The following is a 15375-nucleotide window of genomic DNA, read 5'->3' on the forward strand; positions in this document are numbered from 1 at the left end:
TGGCGCTGCACTCACGCGTTGAAGACGCAGTGAACCGACCGGGTGAACAAACATTGATGCACAACCTCCCGCCTGCCATCAACGTCTGAATCCCACTGTGATCGGCGGTCCGGCGCCGGCGCTAGAGCCCTATTACCCTGTCCCAGGGTGGCTAAGGTCCCTACCCCAGCAGGGTATGAGCGGCGCCGGCATGGCGTTCAGCGACAAGCAGTGCACAAGGACATCCCTCGACACCACGCGGCGCCGTGTGGCCTGGCTCTTGAGCTGCGGAAACCAAAGCCAGGACGCTGTCGGGCAGACCCGAGCTGCCGGAGGTGAGGTCTTTGTGCCCTAGATCGTCTGTCACGCCACCGCATAGGTTGAGACGTTACTGTCGATGCGATTCCGCCTCGGGTAGGTGATCAGCATCGCAAGCCGACGAATTCGTAGCAAACGAAGAACGAGGTCACCATGGCCACCTTGAAGGATGAGCTGACCGCCAAAGTCATCGAATACGAGCACTGGGCCAAGCGCCGCCGCTTCGGCCGTTTCGGCCCCACGGACCGCAGACTGTGGGTGCTGACGTGCATGGACGAGCGCCTTCCGATTAATGAAGCACTGGGCATCGAAGTCGATTCGCCTGTCGCACACGGGGATGCGCACTGCTTCCGCAACGCGGGCGGAATAGTCACCGAAGACGCGATCCGATCAGCGATGCTCTCGACGAACTTTTTCGGTACCACCGAGATTGTCATCGTCCAACACACCCAGTGTGGAATGTTGTCGGCAAACGCCAGAGACATCGAGGCCTACTTCAGGGCCAAGGGTATCGACACCGATGCGCCCATCGTCGATCCGACACTGCCGGAATTGAAGCTGGACAATGGCGGTTTCGCTAAGTGGCTCGGGATGATGGATGATGTCGACGAGACGCTGTTGAAGACGATCGAAGTCTTTGAAAGCCATCCGCTCATCTCCGCCGACGTGACTATCAGCGGCTGGGTTTGGGAGGTCGAGACGCGGCGTTTGCGGCCGCCCACTCGCGATCCGGCGCGCCGGGCTCGCACAGATGCGACGGCGCACGACTACGGTGTCACCCAACCGCAACCTGTTCGCTGGCACTTGGGCAATAATGAGCACGCAGTCACCACCACGACCGACCCGGTGTGCGGAATGGAGCTGGTGATCAATCGGGCCGCTGGGCACCGCGACGTCGACGGGAACAGCCAGTATTTCTGCTCTCAGATTTGCCTTGACAGCTACGACGCCGATCCCGCCCGCTACAGGGCTTCCGAACTATCAGGGAAGGCTTGACCGCTCTCTGAGGATGTTATTCGTGTCCAAACCGGCACGACGAAAAGGCACGCTGCGGTGGTTCACCGACGTGACAGGCGCACCCCCCTCAGTCTTCGAGTGTGGCACTCAGTGCCACGCATCACACCCGGCGGTGGGCCAATCGACCCACAGCACAAAACCACTCAACGGGAACAAGCCGCACCGCTAAGAAGCTTTACACCGTGTTACGTTGCCAGCCAACGCAATTGCAACCGATGCAGTCTGGTTGCCCTGGACACGGACGCGCTGCTTCCTGCCGGCGGAACCTAATCTGAACCGGCTCTCAGCACGTCACGGATCGCCCCAACAATGACATCGGGGCGTTCGACCGGCAGCCACGAGTGGCTTGTGCCGTCCGCGAATATCAGTTCGCCTCTGGGAAACCGTTTGACCAGAGCACGATTGGCGGCGTCCATTTTCACAAACGCGGCGCGCCGACGGGTCGGCGACCGCGGCACAATTATCCGCACCGGCACATCCGGCAACGGCATACGTTCGAGTGCTCCCTTCATTTCCCGCAGATAGCGAGCATGACGCGGCACAAGCCGTGCGGTCTGCAATCCCGCCCAAGGATGATTGTCGAGATAGCGGTACAGCCAGCGCAGATTCGACTTCGTGACATCGTTGGGAGCCAGATGTCGCACCAACCGTCGGCCGATGCCTGTACTGAAAAGCCTTAGCAGTTGGGCAGTCCCCATGACGAAAAGCCCTCCGGCCCCCATCGCCATCCCCAGCAACTCAAGCAGTCGAGATTCTGTGACCGGCGCGGACGGATCGAGCAACACCAACCCGGCGACTTTTTCTGGATGGCGTAAGGCGAACATCTGAGCAACCAAACCGCCCGACGACCACCCCACCACGACCGCCGGCGTGACGCAATGTAGCTGCTGGATTACTGCATCGAGATCGTCGGCCATTTCGGCAACGCTGCGTCGGGGCGGACCATCCGAACCACCACTGCCAGCGCGGTCGTAGGTCAAGACGGTGGCAAAGGAGGCAACCCACTGTTCCAAAGAACCGCCGAAAGCGTCCGTCGTTGCTTCACCTGCCCCGCCGGCTTCGAGGACCACCGTGGGTCCCTGACCAAGCACACGAGTACGGATGACTCGGTCGCCGAGGTATACCGGCGTGGTGGTTTGGGTCGGCAACTTTTTTCCACTCTCGTTCAAGGGCATGTCGCCGGTTGTCACTTTCACGCACCCGCGTTGTGCGAGAGACCGCTTGGCGCCCAGTCTAATACGACGCAGTTAGTGTCGATGATCCGGTCGGTCCAGCACATCGGCACCGTCACCGACCTTGACGTGCGCCAACTTTCACCGACCACACAGGTGCCCCCGCGCCTTTGCCGAATGCATGCGATGTCGACACGCGCGTCGGTGGCTCGCCAAACCACCGAGTCCGGATCAAACTGATCCGACCTCGGCACTGGGTGATTCAGTGACATGGACTAGCCGCCGCCGTCAGTTGCGCCCGACAGCGGATGGAATCTCCGCAGCGGTTGCTCACCCGACAAACAACCATCCATCGTTACCATCTGGCGAAACGTCACGGCGCAGGTGGGTCGGCCGCCTGTCGTTTCATTTCTTGCTGAGTCGGCACCGTCAAGCATCAGGGTCGTCGGCGCGCTGGCGCGGGTTATGGGCCGCGGACAGACGACGGAATCCGATCACTGCAGGCGCACGCTGTTATACGCGACGGACGGAGCGATGCCGAACATCTCGTGAAATGCCCGGTTGGCGTGCGAGCTGTCACTGAATCCAGCGGCGTGGGCCGCGGCGGTCAGGGTGCCCCCATGGCGGGCCACTTCCATCGTCCGGATGAGCCGCGCCCATCGCACATAGGCGGGAAATGACAGGCCGACGTCGCGGGCGAACAGACGGCCCAGCCGGTCAGCCGATAAGTTCACCGCACGCGCCACGTCGGTGAGTCGTACTGGCCCGCACAGCAGGTCAGGCAGAAGATCAATCGCCTCAAGAACGCAGGAGTGCGGTGCACCGGCACGCGACGATACCGAATCGGCACCGCAAAGTTGCTCGAGTACCGTGCTGGCTGCTAGGCAAAGATTTTGTTGCCCAGTCGGATTGGCAACCCGCCTGGCGGCTGCCAACCATGCTCGCGCATCCTCACGAGCACCAGGAGCCAACAGCGCGGCCAGCCGCCGACCAGTAGCGCTGGTGGGCTCGAGGTAGATCATCATCCCGGTAGCGGGACCGGCATCGAGAGCGTGGGAAGCGCCAGCCGGGATGACCCCGGCGATCCCCCGTGCCCTTCGGCCTTCGGCGTCGACGAAGGTGATAGCACCCGAAGTGGTTGCGGCGATCTGAACAGCGGCGTGGGCATGCATGTGCGCGGCGCCCAACTGTCCGCCGAAAATGAGGCGGCCCGGCTCGATGACCGCCGTGCCAGACCACGTCACGTACTCGAGTATCTATTAGTGCACAGCCGTGCAGGTCGACGGATCTGTACATGCCTCAGCGACGGCCGACCCTGGAGACTATTTGCATGGTCGAATGGTTGGCGCGGTACGGATACGTGCCGCTCATGCTCGTCGGAATCAACGGTGTCGCGATCGCGGTAGCCCGTACACCGTGGGCCGGCCTGTGGATGGTTGCGCTGATCACCGCGGCAATCGGTTTATCGTTTGCCATGGAGCGCGTTCTGCCCTACGCCCGGGAGTGGAATCACTCTTTTGGCGATGCGCGACGCGACGCGACACACGCCTTCATCAACGAGACCGCAATGCTGGTGACTGTGCTAATCATTCCGGTGACGGCGCTGCTAAGCCCGTTTCACCGCTGGTGGCCGGTATCAACGCCGTTCGCGCTGCAAGTGCTTCTGGCGGTGGCGGTAGCCGATCTCGGCATCACGCTGGTGCACATGATCAGTCACAGAGTGGGCTGGCTGTGGCGACTGCATGCGGTACATCACAGCGTGAAGCGATTCTACGGCTTCAACGGCCTGATGAAGCATCCCGCGCACGGTGCGCTTGAATTAGCAGCAGGCACAGCGCCGTTATTTGCCATGGGGATGCCGTCGTCGGTGGCCGAAGCGCTGGCGGTATGCATCGCGGTGCAGTTGCTGCTGCAACACTCCAACGCCGACTACCGTATCGGCCCGATGCGTTCGGTGCTGGCGCTCAATGAAGGCCACCGATTTCACCACCTGAAATGGGCTGGCGCGGGTGACGTCAACTTCGGGCTGTTCACCCTGACCTGGGATCACGCCCTGCGCACCTACTCGTACGACCCCCGCCGCCGGTTTCGTACCGAAGACCTCGGCATGGCCGCGAAGCCCAATTACCCCGCGGCGTACCTCGCCCAGCTGATCGAGCCGTTTCGCGCGAGGGGCGCATGTCACTTCGACGACCGGCCGACGGCAACCCGGCGCACCTCGAGGGCAGCTTAGCGAGTTGCCGAACGCGCTGTCGCTGGGATCGCCTGGCCGCTACCGGTTACGGAGGCTCCGCTAACAACTCGCACGCGTCCGTGCCCTCAGTTACGGATCCTTGTTTCTCTTGCAACGTACGGTGAGGTGGAACGTCCGATCCCGGCATTGACCACAGGTTGTGGGCGGCAGCGAATGGCCACAGCCGGACTCCTGCCCATCGCGTAGCGACGGGCAAAATCGTCGCGGCGCGATGCAGCGGTTCTATCCGGCGTGACAGGCGCAAACTCCCGCGGCTTTGCCTGAACTCCCACCGCGTTGCTCGCAAACGGTGGCAAAGTAGATGTGTTGATCCCTTCTTTCTTTCAGAGGAGTTCTGTGAAAGTCACCCGAACCGACATCCTGAGCCTGCTGGTCATTGGCACGCTGGTGTTATCGGGTTGTGGCAGCAAAACGAATACCTCCGCCCCGTCCTCAGGACCGTCAGCGAAAGTGGACTGCGGCGGGAAGGCGGAACTCAATGCCAGCGGCGCGACCGCACAGGCAAACGCGATACAACAATTCGTCAACGCCTACGCGCACGCGTGCCCTGGCTACACCCTGGACTACGAGGCGAACGGCTCTGGCGCCGGCGTCGAGCAGTTCATCAAGAGCGAAACGGATTTCGCCGGGTCTGGTGTGCCGTTGGACCCGGCCAGAGGTGAAACCAACAAGGCGGCGGCACGGTGCGCGTCCCCGGCCTGGGAACTGCCGGCACTGTTTCAGCCGATAGCGGTCACTTACCACATCAACGGCGTGAGTTCGCTGAAGCTGGACGCGCCCACACTGGCCAAGATCTTCAACGGCACCATCAGCAAGTGGGACGACCCTGCAGTCAGGGCGCTCAATGCAGGCACCAGCCTGCCCTCATCCCCCATTCGGGTCATCTTCCGCAATGACGAGTCCAGTAGCTCGGCCAACTTCCAGCAATACCTTATTGCCGCATCCAACGGCACCTGGGGCAAAGACGACGGAGAGACGTTTGAAGGGGGCGTCGGTACTGGCGCCGACGGAGACAATGGGGTGACGGCGGCCCTGCAGACTACCGACGGGTCGATCACCTACACAGCGTGGTCATTCGCGCTGGGTAAACAACTGAACGTCGCCCAGCTCATCACCTCAGCAGGTCCCGATCCCGTATCGATCACTCCCGAGTCAGTCGCCAAGACGATCGCAGGAGCCAGAATTGTGGGACAGGGCAATGATCTGGTGTTGGATACGTCATCTTTCGCCAAGCCGACACAGCCCGGCGCATACCCGATCGTAGAGCCAACGTATGAAATCGTCTGTTCGAAGTATCCGGAGTCCGCGACAGGCACCGCTGTCAGGGCATTTATGCAGGCGGTTATCGGTCCGGGACAAGAGGGCCTGGCGCAGTATGGATCCATCACACCGCCCAGCGGGCTCCAGGCGCGGCTGGCAACCGCGGTCAACGCTATCTCTTAATCACATGAAGGAGTTCGATGGCAGGTGTCGGTGAGCCCGGGCCGAGGACAGGCTCGCTTGTCGGGCCTTATCGGCTGATGCGACTGCTCGGCCGCGGCGGGATGGGCGAGGTCTATGAGGCCGAGGACACTCGTAAACGCCGGGTGGTGGCGCTGAAGTTGATCTCAGAGCAATTCTCGGCCGACCCGGTGTTTCGCGAGCGGATGCAGCGCGAGGCGGACGCCGCGGGACGGCTGACCGAACCGCATGTGGTCCCGATCCACGATTACGGCGAGATCGACGGGCAGCTGTACCTGGACATGCGGCTGATAGACGGTATTTCTTTGCGCCGCATGTTGGCGGCCTACGGTCCGCTGATACCGGCGCGAGCGGTGGCCATCGTGCGGCAGGTCGCCGCCGCGCTGGACGCCGCACACGCCGGCGGGGTCACGCACCGCGACGTCAAACCGGAGAACATCATCATCGGCGTCGACGACTTCGCCTACCTGGTGGACTTCGGCATCGCCCGTGCCGCAACCGATCCGGGGCTGACCCACACCGGAATGGCGCTGGGAACCTACAACTACATGGCTCCGGAGCGATTTTCCGGCGACAAAGTTGACTTTCGCGCCGATATCTATTCGCTCGCATGTGTGTTGGCCGAGTGCTTGACCGGGTCACCTCCTTACCCCGGCAGCAGCATCGAGAGGGTGATCGGCGCGCATCTCATGGAGCCCGCTCCGCGGCCCAGCCAACTGCGGCCGGGCATAGTTCCGGCGGGTCTCGACCAGGTGATCGCCAGAGGAATGGCAAAAAACCCCGAGGAACGTTTTCGCAGCGCCGGTGAACTGGCTGCGGCAGCCCACAACGCCCTGACGACAGCCGAGCAGAACCAGGCGGCCGCGATAGCGCAGCGCGGCGAACAAACGATCCTGTCGAGCGGTGCCGGCCCAGCCGCAGCCGACTCTGTCACCCAGGCCAGGCCGTGGTCAGCGATGTCAAGTTCGCCCGCGACCCAGAGCGGGTGGGCACCGCCACCCGCCGACACTGCCAGCTGGCGCGGCCGACCCCATGTCCCACCCTTCGCCAGCCATACTGGCCCACCCGGCCTTGCCCCAACACCCGGGGAACGGGCGAAACCTCGACGCAGCCGCATGTGGGTCTTGATCGGCGCCGCCGCTCTAGTGGTGATCGTCGCCGTCATCGTCGCTGGACATCTGCTCAAGCCCAAGCCGCAACCAGCGGCATCAGCGCCCGGGCAGACAGTGCTGCCGATGACCGGACTCGGCTTTGCCCTCTCCCCGGGCGGGGTCGCGCTGGACGATACCGGCAGCGTGTACATCACCAGCCAGAGCATGTACGGGCGGGTGGTCAAATTGGCTGCCGGATCGTCCACTCCGACCGTGCTGCCGTTTACCGGCCTTTACCAACCGCAGGGGCTAGCGGTAGACGCCAACGGCACCGTCTACGTCGCCGACTTCAACAACAGGGTGGTCAAGCTGGCTGCCGGATCCAGTACGCAAACCGTGCTGCCGTTCACCGGCTTGACGTACCCGCAGGGCGTGGGGGTCGATGCCACCGGCAACATATATGTCGCAGACCGCGGCAACAACCGGGTGGTGAAGTTTGATCCCAGATCTGACACTCAGATTGATCTGCCGTTCACCGGCCTCAACCATCCAGATGGTGTCGCGATAGACCCGTCGGGGACCGTCTATGTCACCGACTCGGACAATGACAGGGTGCTGAAGCTCAACGCCGGCTCAAGCACTCCGACGGAGTTGCCCTTCACCGGACTTACCGCGCCCTCGGGTATCGCGGTAGACACCGCCGGCGCCGTCTATGTCACCGACCACGAGACCGGCAAAGTGGTCAAGCTGGATTCCGGATCGAGCGCTCCGAAGGTACTGCCGTTCGCTGGCGGCCATCCCGTGGGCGTGGCGGTCGACTCCTCCCGCAAGCAGGTATTCGTCGCCGACAACGGCAACGGCAGAGTGGTGCAGCTGGCAGCGAATTAGCCGCGGTTCCCGCTATCCACTGCAGGATCGCCTGCTGGAAGTTCGCAACTATCCACCGATGGCGAATCCCTGAGCCGGCTCCGGGCGAACGCCGCGATCACAACGAAGTTCGCTATAGGGAGCCCAGAATTGTCTGCATCGTGGTGATCTCCTTCTGCTGGGTGTTGACAATCGACTGCGCCATCGCAGTAGCAGCAGAGTACTGACCTGACTTGATTTCGTTTTGAGCCATGCTGATCGCGCCCTGATGATGCTGAATCATTTGGTTGAGGAACAACTTGCCGGCGTCGACACCTTGCGCGTCTCGCAGGGCCTGCATGTCTTGGTCTGACATCATCCCGTCCATCCCGCCCATCCCGGGCATGCCGGGCATTCCGCTCTGGCTCGGCATCCCGGGCATCCCGCTCTGGCTCGGCATCCCGGGCATCCCGGGCATCCCAGGCATCGTGGACGAGGGAGCCATGCCGCCCGGGGTTGTCGGCTGTCCCCATTGGCTGAGCCACGTCTGTAGCTGTTGGATTTCCGGTCCTTGCGCCGCCTTGATCTGGTTGGCCAGGTCGATCACGCGAGGATCAATGCCTTGCTTGCCAAGGATGATGTCGCTCATCTGGATGGCTTGCTGATGATGGGGAATCATGTGCTGGGCGAACATGACGTCGTGATCATTGTGCGCCTGGGCACCCGCCGGCGAACTCGATACGCTCGATGAGCCGGCCGGCGTCGTACCAGAACCGGCCTGGTTGCCGGAGCCGCCGCATGCGGTCAAGGTCAGTAACGCTATGACCGCAGCCGCGGAGGCCGTCAGCGATCGTTGCACCATCAGGGATGACTTCCTTTCGAGAATTAAGAGCGAGTCGTTTCTATATACCTAATACGGGTAGACGGTAGCAGGCACGGTAAGCGCCCCTGCGGCCAAGGAGGTCTTAATGCAACCAGTACCGAATCTGCGCCCCGCCGCGATCGACGTTCCGACGGCATTTCGCCAAGGGCGTACGAAATGTTGTCGGACGCTTGGTATTTCGGCCAGCGGTCCCGTATATGGGACCATCTCGTCGCAGCATCCGGCGCTCGGCCACGTCAAAAGGTACTCGAAATCGGTTGCGGCACGGGGTATTTTGCTCGCCGAATCGCTCCGGTTGTGGGTCCTTCGGGACTGGTGGTGGGAATCGATCCGTCACCTCCGTTCCTAGACTATGCGGCGGCACACGCGCCGCCCAACTGCACGTTTTACCCAGCGCGAGCTCAGAATCTGCCCTTCGCCGATGCGTCGTTCGACGTGGTCGTTTCAAGTTTGACCTTCCACCACATTGCGCCGGAGCATCGTGTCGCGGGGATACAGGAGGCGCTCCGGGTTTTGCGGCCGGGCGGACGGGCGTGCATCGCTGATGTCTGTCCACCGCGGACCCGACTGCTCGAGCGTGTTGTCAGCGCGGCGCATGGCCGAGCGGAGATGCACGACCTCTTCAACAGCCTTCGCGCGATGATGGCCGAGACGGGATTTTCCACCGTGGCAACCGGTCGTGTGTCGCGACTGTGCTACGTCACGGCCGAATGCCCCCGTGATCTGACCGCCCCCTCCGCTTGAACTCTGGTCTCGGCTCGAGGGCCGATGCTCGAGGGTCAGGGGATCAGTGTCGCCCGCCACCGTTTCCACCGCCGCCATTGCCGCCGCCACCATGTCCTCCTTCACCATGTCCGCCGCCGCCGTTGAATGAGTCGTGGCAGTGCCGCCAGTCCCAGTTCGATCCCCACATGGGATTCCAATAGGCCCCGGGGCACCACTGATCAGTCGGCATCGGTCCCGGTTGTGCCTCGGCGCTGGCGGTGCTGACCAATCCACCCGCGCCCAAGCTCGTCGTGACTGCGACGGCAGCAGCAGCAATCGCCATCCTTCGCTTCATCATCAAGCGTTACCCACATAGTGGCCGGCGAAACATCGGCGCGGTCCCCAACCAGATGCCCGGCCGGGCCGTGACACCGGGATTAGGTCCGGACCCCGGATGCCCCGTCAGGGCACCGACGCGCCCACGTGAATTTGCGGGTCATGTGCACATGCCTGGCGGCAGCGCCGCCTCGAGGGCTGTCAAGGTCGGTGCCAGAACCGGTAGTTCGGGCAGGTGGCCCGCCGTGGAGCGGGGATCTTTCAGACCTGACGACGTAGACAGCAAAACGACGCTCTCGTCAGCATCGATCCAACGTCGGGAAGCGAGCTGTTGAGCGGCAAGTACCGCCAACACGGAGGCGCCTTCTGCGTAAACGCCCTCAGCGGAGGCCAATTCGAGCTGCATACGGACAATCGCGTCGTCGCTCGGTTCTGCTACGGCGGTCCCCTGGGTGGCCCGGATCGCCTCCAAGCCTTGATAGGTGGCTACCCGCGCGGCGACCGAGAACGCGACGGACGGACGAGTGGGCACCGTTGGCTGATGCCCCGGTGGGGCGTGGAGCCCGTGCGCGTAGGCTCCAAACGGATCGACCGCGACCAACCGGGGCATGCGGGTGGCCAGGCCGAGAGCGATCAGGTCGGCAAAACCCCGGCGAATTCCAGACAGTCCGTCCCCGTAGGCGGTCGGGACGACGACCACGTCGGGCGGCTCTCCGAGTTGTCCCCACAGCTCATAGGCGATCGTCTTGTATCCTTCCACCCCGAACGGGTTGGAACCGATCGGCGGCGTCACTGCCCCGGAGATCGGGGTCCAGCCGAACGCCTCGACCGCTTGGCGCAGTACCGACCACCGGTCCGGGCCTTTCTCGTACGCGACGAGGCGAGCGCCATAGGCTCGGATGAGAATGCTCATCTCGCGGGGTATCGATGACACCGTGAGGACGACGCACCGAAGCCCTGCTGCGGCTGCGTAGGCGGCCACTGCCGCGCCGTGGTTTCCCGTCGATGAGACGATGACGGTCGATGCTCCCGACGCCGCTGCCTTGGTGACGGCCGCGGCGGCCAGCCTGTCTTTGAATGACCACGTCGGATTGTGGGCTTCGTCTTTGAGCAGAAGCCCGTGTAGTCCAAGCCGGGGCCCTAGCCGTTTCAACGGAACGAGGGGCGTCTGACCTTCGCCCAAGGTCACCGGAGAGTCCCCTGGCGCCAGTGGCAGCAGATCGCGGTATCCGAAGATTCCTGCCTGCGACGCCTTCCACGGCAGAGGGCCGGCCTTGATCGCATAGACCGGGGTCAGATTCACTCCGATGCCAACGCGTGCGCAATTCGAACAGCCGAAGGCGGCTCTATCTTCCGGTGCTTCCTCGCCACAGCGGGGGCAACGGAGCAATCCGAGATACCGGGCGTTCATGTCGGGGTCGGCTGTTCGGCGTCAGCTCTGTCGTATCAGTTCGGTTTGAAGGTGCGGAGCCGGAGGCTGTTGGTCAGCACGAATACCGAGGAGAACGCCATAGCCGCACCCGCCAGCATGGGGTTGAGCAGGCCGGCGGCTGCCAGCGGCAAAGCGGCGATGTTGTAGGCGAATGCCCAGAACAGGTTGCCTTTGATCGTCGCCAACGTCTTACGCGAGAGCTCGATGGCGGCGGGCACCGAGCGCAGGTCTCCGCTGACCAGTGTCAGATCGCTGGCCTCGATCGCGACGTCGGTGCCGGTCCCCATCGCAAGCCCCAAATCGGCCTGCGCCAGGGCCGCGGCGTCGTTGACACCGTCACCGACCATGGCCACCACTTTGCCCTCGGCCTGCAGCCGCCGTACAACTTCCATCTTGTCCTGCGGCAGCACTTCGGCGATGACCTGGTCGATGCCCACCTGCCCGGCGATCGCACGGGCCGCGTCCGTGTTGTCGCCAGTCAGCATGATCGGGGTCAAACCCAGCGCTCGCAGCCGCTCGACGGCCTCGTGCGACGTCGGCTTGACCGAATCCGCCACCACCAGGATTCCCCTGGCCGTGTCATCCCAGCTGACCACGACCGCGGTCTTGCCTTCCGACTCGGCCTGACCCAACGACCCGGTGAGGCTGTCCGGTAGCTGCTGCGAGCGATCCGCCAGGAGTCGCCGGCCCACTGTCATAGCGTGACCCTCGACGATTCCCTGCACGCCCAACCCTTCCCGGTTGGCGAAACCCTCGACGCTGGGTAACTGGCCGATTTTCTCACGGGCTGCCCGGGCGATCGCCCTGCCGATCGGGTGCTCAGAAGAGTCCTCCAGCGCGCCCGCCAACCGCAGCACCTCAGCGGGTTGTTCATCGCGCGCAGCGATCACATCCAGCAGGGCCATGTTGCCGGTGGTGACGGTACCGGTCTTGTCGAGCACGATGGTGTCGATTCGCCGTGTCGACTCCAGCACCTCGGGTCCCTTGATCAAAATCCCGAGTTGGGCCCCACGGCCGGTGCCGACCATCAAGGCGGTCGGCGTGGCCAGACCCAGGGCACACGGGCATGCGATGATCAGCACCGCCACCGCCGCAGTGAAAGCTGCGGCGATGGATCCGGTTGTCACGATCCAGAACCCAAGTGTCGCCAGCGACAGCGCAATCACGATCGGCACGAAGATCCCCGATATGCGATCCGCCAACCGCTGCGCCTGCGCTTTGCCCGATTGCGCCTCTTCGACCAGCCTCGCCATCTGCGCTAACTGAGTATCTGCACCGATCCGGTTGGCGCGCACCACTATTCGTCCGCCGACGTTGACGGTGGCGCCCACTACCTGATCTCCGGGGCTTACTTCAACCGGCACCGACTCCCCGGTGAGCATGGAGGCATCCACCGCCGAGGAGCCCTCGATCACCAGGCCATCGGTAGCCACCTTCTCACCAGGGCGCACCACGAATTCGTCACCAACAGCGAGCTGCTCAATCGGGATGCGGTGCTCGACACCGTCTCTGCGCACCGCGACCACCTTGGCGCCGAGCTCTAGCAGCGCCCGCAGCGCCGCACCGGCCCGCCGCTTGGAGCGGACCTCGAAAAACCGGCCGGCAAGGATGAAGGTGGTGACGCCTGCGGCGGCCTCCAGATAAATGTTGCTGGTGCCATCGCTACGGGAGATCGTCAGCTCGAATTGGTGCCTCATGCCCGCCATACCGGCCGTGCCCCAGAACAACGCGTAGACCGACCAACCCAAGGCGGCGATCGTGCCCATCGAGATCAGGGTGTCCATGGTGGCGGTGCGATGCCGCAAATTCACCCAGGCGGCCTTGTGGAATGGCAGACCTCCCCACACCACCACCGGCGCGGCCAGCGTCAGCGAGAGCCACTGCCAATTGGCGAACTGCAGGGCGGGCACCATGGCCATCGCAAGCACCGGCACGGTCAACACCAGTGAAACCAGCAGCCGTTGCCTTATCGCCGCCGCCGGATCGGTTTCTGCGACCGGCGGGGAAGCCTCGTGGTTCATAGCCGCTGAACCCTGACTGGCCGCTTCCGCGGTATAGCCCGCCTGCGCCACCGTCGCCACCAACTGATCGGGTGCGACGTCGCCGACGTAGTCGACGTGAGCCCGCTCGGTGGCATAGTTGACCGAAGCGCTGACACCGTCGATCTTGTTGAGCTTCTTCTCAATCCGAGCCGCGCACGACGCACACGTCATCCCACCGATCCGCAGCTCAAGATGACGGGTGGTTTCCGTGGCGGAGTCCATGATTTTCCTTCAGTTGAATCAGTTGAAGTGGTACGGGCTGTTTCAGCGGACCAGCTGATAGCCGGCCTCTTCCACCGCGTTCTTGACCGCATCAAGCTCGATCACGCCATCGCTGTCGATGGTCACTTTGCCGCTGCCGAGCTCCACGTCCACTGCCGTGACATCAGGGATATTGCCGACTCCCTCACGGACAGAAGAAACGCAGTGCCCGCAGGTCATCCCAGAAACGGTGACGGTCAAGGTGCTCATCCCGCTCTCCAATCTGTAGCTAACGCTTGGTAATCTCTGTCTACCATACCCCCCTAGGGTAATCAACAGTTGATCAAGACGTGCGGCCCGGCTTGCTCCCCAAATCGGTGTCGTGGCTGTGGCATGCGGTAGAACTATCGAATACCCGGTTTTACCGCCCGAGAACTATCGAATACCCGGTTTTACCGCCCGCATACATGCACCATCGACCCGGCTACGAAGGGACCAGCAGATGCCGGTAGGCAAGTCCGATACCGTGACCGCGCCCGCAACGCCATTCGCGACAGGGACCATCGACCGCTCACTTCACCTGATCATCAACGCAATCGAGTCCAACCCACACACACCCGGCGCAGACGTCGATGTGACTCTGCACCTGCCAGGAGGAACTGTGACGGGTGTCATCGAGCCCTGCTGGCATTTCGACCAGAAGGTTCTTGGCTACCTTCAGACGGTCGGTGCGGACCACAGCCGACAGACCTTGACCGACGGCAACTGTCCGAACTGCCCCAATGGTGGCGAACTTCACGAGTACATGCACCTATCGCGGGTTACCTACCGCCGCAGCGGCGGCGAAGTGTATTCACACGACCAGCTCCGCGTGCGGATGTCTGACATCTCGTCCTGGGCCTTCGGTCGTTAGCGCCGACATCCCCTCACCGAGATGGCCGGTAAGTCTCCAACTGTCGTCGGCGCCATCGCTTCACCAACTCGCCGATCTCCCCCGGATCATCGGCGATCACGAGCAAGTCGACGTCGGCACCCGACACCAGTCCCGTGTCCAACAGCCGGTCACGAATCCAACGTTCCAACCCGGTCCAGTGGTCCGAACACGCAAGTACGACAGGGAAGTTGCGTATCTTCTGAGTCTGTATCAGCGTCAGGGCCTCGAAAAGCTCGTCAAGTGTGCCGAAGCCGCCCGGAAGAACTACGAACGCCGAGGCATAGCGGACGAACATCAACTTGCGCACGAAGAAGTAATTGAACTGAAGTGAGAGGTCGATGAACGGGTTAGGCCGCTGCTCGTAAGGCAGCTCGATGACAAGGCCTATAGACCGCACGCCGGCGTCGCGGGCGCCCCGATTCGCGGCCTCCATGATCCCCGGCCCCCCGCCGGTAATGATGTCAAACCCCAAGCTGCCTAAGTGTGCGGCCAGCGTGCGCGCCATCTTGTAGTGCTGATGATCCGGCGGCGTCCGCGCGGAACCAAAGAACGACACGGCATGGGTGACATCCGCTAGGGCCGCAAAACCATGCGCCACCTCGTCGCGGATCCTGGCGACCCGGCCGGGATCGCTGCCCGACAGCGGCGGAAAGCCCGGCCCCAGGCAGGACAGCAACTCCTCGTCGCATGTCGCGGGGACGCAA

Annotated in this window: 14 protein-coding genes; 6 read left to right on the top strand and 8 right to left on the bottom strand. The window is 63.1% G+C overall.

What is annotated here, in order from left to right; all coding sequences use genetic code 11:
* Positions 1–450 precede the first annotated feature (450 nt).
* Positions 451–1293 carry a carbonic anhydrase gene (locus C0J29_RS31545; protein ID WP_084023226.1) on the top strand — a complete coding sequence of 281 codons (843 nt, stop codon included), beginning with the start codon at positions 451–453 and terminating at the stop codon, positions 1291–1293.
* Between the two features lie 287 nt (positions 1294–1580).
* Here the strand turns inward: C0J29_RS31545 and C0J29_RS31550 are convergent, their stop codons facing one another.
* A complete protein-coding gene (locus tag C0J29_RS31550; protein ID WP_120795120.1) occupies positions 1581–2510 on the bottom strand; it encodes an alpha/beta fold hydrolase in 930 nt (309 codons plus the stop codon).
* 470 nt (positions 2511–2980) lie between these two features.
* The gene (locus tag C0J29_RS31555; protein WP_120795121.1) at positions 2981–3730 is read right to left on the bottom strand and encodes a helix-turn-helix transcriptional regulator; all 750 of its coding nucleotides are present in this window, start codon (positions 3728–3730) and stop codon (positions 2981–2983) included.
* Between the two features lie 86 nt (positions 3731–3816).
* On the opposite strand from C0J29_RS31555, the gene C0J29_RS31560 reads away from it, so the two are divergent.
* The 3 genes from C0J29_RS31560 to C0J29_RS31570 all read left to right on the top strand — a co-directional run bounded on the left by C0J29_RS31560 (position 3817) and on the right by C0J29_RS31570 (position 8180).
* The gene (locus C0J29_RS31560; protein WP_084023230.1) at positions 3817–4719 is read left to right on the top strand and encodes a sterol desaturase family protein; all 903 of its coding nucleotides are present in this window, start codon (positions 3817–3819) and stop codon (positions 4717–4719) included.
* A 357-nt stretch (positions 4720–5076) separates the two neighbouring features.
* Complete coding sequence (gene pstS, locus C0J29_RS31565; RefSeq protein ID WP_084023232.1) at positions 5077–6183, top strand: phosphate ABC transporter substrate-binding protein PstS; 1107 nt, start codon at positions 5077–5079, stop codon at positions 6181–6183.
* A gap of 17 nt (positions 6184–6200) precedes the next feature.
* Positions 6201–8180, top strand: coding sequence for a serine/threonine-protein kinase PknD (locus tag C0J29_RS31570; protein WP_084023234.1), 1980 nt, complete (start codon positions 6201–6203; stop codon positions 8178–8180).
* 112 nt (positions 8181–8292) lie between these two features.
* On the opposite strand, the gene C0J29_RS31575 is transcribed toward C0J29_RS31570, so the two are convergent.
* Complete coding sequence (locus tag C0J29_RS31575; protein ID WP_084023236.1) at positions 8293–9000, bottom strand: DUF305 domain-containing protein; 708 nt, start codon at positions 8998–9000, stop codon at positions 8293–8295.
* Between the two features lie 177 nt (positions 9001–9177).
* On the opposite strand from C0J29_RS31575, the gene C0J29_RS34925 reads away from it, so the two are divergent.
* Entirely contained in the window at positions 9178–9765 is a 588-nt protein-coding gene (locus C0J29_RS34925) for a class I SAM-dependent methyltransferase (RefSeq protein WP_084023238.1), read from the top strand.
* Between the two features lie 43 nt (positions 9766–9808).
* On the opposite strand, the gene C0J29_RS34930 is transcribed toward C0J29_RS34925, so the two are convergent.
* The 4 genes from C0J29_RS34930 to C0J29_RS31600 form a co-directional block, all read right to left on the bottom strand.
* Positions 9809–10084 (bottom strand): Mtp family mycobacterial-type pilin, encoded by a 276-nt coding sequence (locus C0J29_RS34930; RefSeq protein WP_482808824.1) that lies wholly within the window; start codon positions 10082–10084, stop codon positions 9809–9811.
* Between the two features lie 138 nt (positions 10085–10222).
* A complete protein-coding gene (locus tag C0J29_RS31590; RefSeq protein WP_236725524.1) occupies positions 10223–11365 on the bottom strand; it encodes a threonine synthase in 1143 nt (380 codons plus the stop codon).
* A 143-nt stretch (positions 11366–11508) separates the two neighbouring features.
* The gene (locus tag C0J29_RS31595; protein ID WP_084023242.1) at positions 11509–13758 is read right to left on the bottom strand and encodes a heavy metal translocating P-type ATPase; all 2250 of its coding nucleotides are present in this window, start codon (positions 13756–13758) and stop codon (positions 11509–11511) included.
* 42 nt (positions 13759–13800) lie between these two features.
* On the bottom strand, positions 13801–14007 hold the full coding sequence (locus tag C0J29_RS31600; RefSeq protein WP_084023244.1) for a heavy-metal-associated domain-containing protein: 207 nt from the start codon (positions 14005–14007) through the stop codon (positions 13801–13803).
* Positions 14008–14239: 232 nt separating this feature from the next.
* Between C0J29_RS31600 and C0J29_RS31605 the strand changes: the two genes are divergently transcribed.
* Positions 14240–14650, top strand: a complete 411-nt coding sequence (locus C0J29_RS31605) for a hypothetical protein (RefSeq protein WP_120795122.1) — start codon at positions 14240–14242, stop codon at positions 14648–14650.
* A gap of 13 nt (positions 14651–14663) precedes the next feature.
* On the opposite strand, the gene C0J29_RS30185 is transcribed toward C0J29_RS31605, so the two are convergent.
* Positions 14664–15347 (bottom strand): LOG family protein, encoded by a 684-nt coding sequence (locus C0J29_RS30185; RefSeq protein WP_242460705.1) that lies wholly within the window; start codon positions 15345–15347, stop codon positions 14664–14666.
* Between the last annotated feature and the right edge of the window lie 28 nt (positions 15348–15375).

The organism is Mycobacterium paragordonae, from assembly GCF_003614435.1.
Lineage (GTDB): Bacteria > Actinomycetota > Actinomycetes > Mycobacteriales > Mycobacteriaceae > Mycobacterium > Mycobacterium paragordonae.